Source organism: bacterium (assembly GCA_036524115.1).
In the GTDB taxonomy this organism is placed as follows: domain Bacteria; phylum JAUVQV01; class JAUVQV01; order JAUVQV01; family DATDCY01; genus DATDCY01.
In genome coordinates, this window is the sequence record DATDCY010000098.1 from 1 (window position 1) to 3,198 (window position 3,198).

At 73.4% G+C, this 3,198-nt stretch carries 4 protein-coding genes; 3 read left to right on the top strand and 1 reads right to left on the bottom strand.

The window, feature by feature from the left end:
* The coding region (locus VI078_04615; protein ID HEY5998569.1) for a hypothetical protein at positions 1-522 on the bottom strand (522 nt) is incomplete at its 3' end.
* Positions 523-634: 112 nt separating this feature from the next.
* On the opposite strand from VI078_04615, the gene VI078_04620 reads away from it, so the two are divergent.
* From VI078_04620 to VI078_04630, 3 genes are all read left to right on the top strand, one after another.
* Entirely contained in the window at positions 635-1,669 is a 1,035-nt protein-coding gene (locus VI078_04620) for a serine hydrolase (GenBank protein ID HEY5998570.1), read from the top strand.
* 210 nt (positions 1,670-1,879) lie between these two features.
* Positions 1,880-2,500 (top strand): hypothetical protein, encoded by a 621-nt coding sequence (locus VI078_04625; protein HEY5998571.1) that lies wholly within the window; start codon positions 1,880-1,882, stop codon positions 2,498-2,500.
* A partial coding sequence (locus VI078_04630) for a U32 family peptidase (protein HEY5998572.1) occupies positions 2,497-3,198 on the top strand: 702 nt, incomplete at its 3' end. The genes VI078_04625 and VI078_04630, both read left to right, overlap by 4 nt.

A 3,198-nucleotide genomic window follows, 5' to 3' on the forward strand; every position in this document is an offset into this window, starting at 1 on the left:
GCGCCGGTGCGGCCGGCGCAGGCCGGCGACGCAGGCGCGCGCGGCGCCGAGCGCGCAGAGCATCGAGAGCACGTCCTTGCGCTCGGCCGCCCAGGCGACGGACTCGACGTGCAACGGGTGGACCGCGAACAGGGCCGCGGCGAGCGCGCTCGACCAGAGGGCGCCCGTGAGCGCGCGCAGCAGCGAAAAGAGCAGCACGACGTTCGCCGCGTGGAGCGCGAGGTTCACCGCGTGGTGCCCCGCCGGGCGCAGGCCGAAGAGCTGCACGTCGGCCAGGTGCGAGACCCAGGTCAGCGGGTGCCAGTTCCCGCCGCGCGTCGTCGTGAAGGCCCAGGCGAGGCCCGCCCCGCCCAGGCCGCGGGCGAGCTCCGGGTTCGCCGTGATGTAGAGGTCGTCGTCGTAGTTGACGAAGCCGTTGCGGAGGACCCCGCCGAGCGCCGCCGCGGTCAGCAGCACGAGCAGAAGCGAGACCGTTACCGCGGTCCGCGGTCTCCCCGTGCGGGGCGCGGCGCTGTCGCTCACGGGATGATTCTCATCGGGGCGGCGAAGGCTGTCAATGACGCGGACGACAGCGGGTATATAATTGAGCAGTCATGTTGGAATTGGGCGAGGTGGCGGGAAGGACGGGAAGCCGATGAGGCGCGGGGTCCGCGCAGCCCTCCTCGGCGCGGCGGCGGCCGCCGTGTTTGCCGCCGGGTTCGGCGTGGGGCGCCGGAGCGTTCCGCGGGGGCCCGCGACGGGGGCGGATTCGTACGAGATCCGCGCCGGCGGGCACAGCTACACCAACCCGCTCCTGGAGTGCGAAGTCGGGGGCGAGCGGTTGTATCGCGCGATCCGGCCGTTCGGCGCGGGGCTCGAGAAACTGGCGCCAACGCTCGCCGGGGAGGGGCGCGTCGACGATGTCGCGGTCTACTTCCGGGACCTCAACAACGGCGCGTGGATCGGCTGGCACGAGCAGCAGCAGTTCGTTCCGGCGAGTCTGGCGAAGCTGCCCATCGTGCTCGCGGCGTTCTTGCAGGCGGATGCCGACCCCGCCTTCCTGGCGAGGACCATCGTCTACCAGGGGGGACCGGCGGAAGCGGACCCCGACTTCGCGAACCCTGAGTCCAACCTCGAGCGTGGCCGTGTCTACACGGTGGATGAGCTGATCCGCCGGATCGCCCGCTTCTCGGACAACGCGTCGGCGAACCTCCTCGCCGGGGTCCTTCCCCCGGGGCTCCTCGCGCGCGTGTACGCCGACCTCGGCATCGATCCGGAGCGCGCGGCCTCGGGCACCGTCAGCCTGTCGCCGAAGGAGTACGGCGCCTTCTTCCGGGTCCTCTACAACGCCAGCTATCTCAGCCGCGGCAATTCCGAACGCGCGTTGAGGTACCTCGACGACAGCACCTTCGAGCTGGGTCTCGTCGCCGGGGTGCCGGCCGGCGTCCACGTGTCGCACAAGTTCGGGGTCTGGGAGGAAGCGCGGGGCGGTGGCGCGGCTCCGCTGCAGCTCCATGACTGCGGCATCGTCTACCACCCCAACCGTCCCTATCTGCTGTGCGTGATGACGACGGGAGCGAACTACGTGCGCATGGCCACCGCCATCGAGGCGGTGTCGCGGTTCGTCTGGCAGGAGGTCGAGAACGACCTGGAACGGCCGGGTTTGGGGCCGCCGACGGGCGGCGGCTGACGCCCGGGGGTCCGGAAGCGGGGAGCACTTGACAAGGCCGCCCGGTTCGGGAAATGATCAGGGGCGGTAACATTGCCAGAAAGGGAGGGCGGCATGCGCAAGGCGAAATATGTGAAGCCGGGCGTGGTGGGCGGCTCGAACGTCCATCCCTGCTGAGGTCCATCCGGCATTCCCGGCGAGCCGGCTGATCCAGGGCCGGCCCGCGGCGTCATGAGGCAGCGTCTGTCGGGCCCATCCGGCCGGCGCTGTCTCTTCTTTGTTCTGGCAATCGTCCTGCCGCTCAGCCAGGGGGGTGGCCCGTCTCCGGCATTCGCCCACGGCGGTCCGCCCCTGCGCATCGGCGTCGCGGGGGACCCCGACGCAGCGGCCGCGGCGCGCCTTGCGCTGGTGCACCTGCGCGAAGGCGTCGGCTTCGCCGTCGACTGGCGCGAATTTCCCGACGAGGACGCGCTGCGCGCGGCTTTCTCGGGCGGCAGGCTCGACATCGCGGCGGCGGTCTCCCGGCCGGCCGGCGCGCCGGCCGCGGGCACGGATTGCCCCCCGGCGGAAATCGGCCGGATCCGCGAGGAAATCCGTGGTCGCTGGGGGGGCGAGGCGTTCCTCCTGCGCCCGCCCACGGGCGCCGACCCCTGCGCCCGCTGTGCGTTGGTGGTCTCCCGCACGGTGCTCGCAGATCTGCGCTTCACCATCCTCGGCCGGGAGATGGAGCGGCTGGCCGCCGTCGTCGCGGCGGAGGACCTGGCGGCGGTGCGCGCGGCCGCCGTCTCAGGCGGGGAACGCGCCGCGACGGCGGCGGCGCGCGCGGCCCTCGCCGCGAAGGCGGGAAAGTGAGGATCCTCGCGCCGGTCGACTCCGCCGCCGAGGCCGACGCGCTGGCGGGCCTGGGCGCGCGCGAGCTCTACGGTGGCTACGTGCCGGCGGGCTGGGTCGACCGGTTCGCGCTGGCCGCGGCGCCCAACCGCCGGAGCTTCGCGGAGGCGCAGATCGGCGATCCCGGTGAGCTGCGGGCGGTGATCGCCGCCGCCCACGCCCGCGGCGCCGAGTTCTTCCTGACGGTCAACGCGCCCGTCTACTGCCGCGACCAGTACCCGCCGCTGCTGGACCTGATCGAGGAAGCGCTCGCGGCCGGGGCCGACGCGCTCATCGCCGCGGACCCCGGGCTGCTCATCGAGGCCCGGGCGCGCTGGCCCGGGGTGCGGGTGCATCTCTCGACGCTCGCCGACGTCGCCAACCACGGGGCCGTGGCGTTCTGGCGGCGACTCGGCGTCGAGCGCATCACCCTGCCGCGGCACCTGACGCTGGGGGCGGTCGCGGCGCTGCTCGCCGCGGCGCCGGGGATGCGCTTCGACGCGTTCGTCCTCTACGGCCAGTGCGCGAACGACGAGGGACAGTGCACGTTCTCGCACGACCACCCGGCGCGGGTCTGGCCCTGCGTGCAGCGCTACCGGATCGAGCCGCTCGTGGATTCGGCGGCGGCGCGGGCCGCGGCAGCCGCGCAGCGCGGCTGGGGCGGGCTCTCCCGGGCCGAC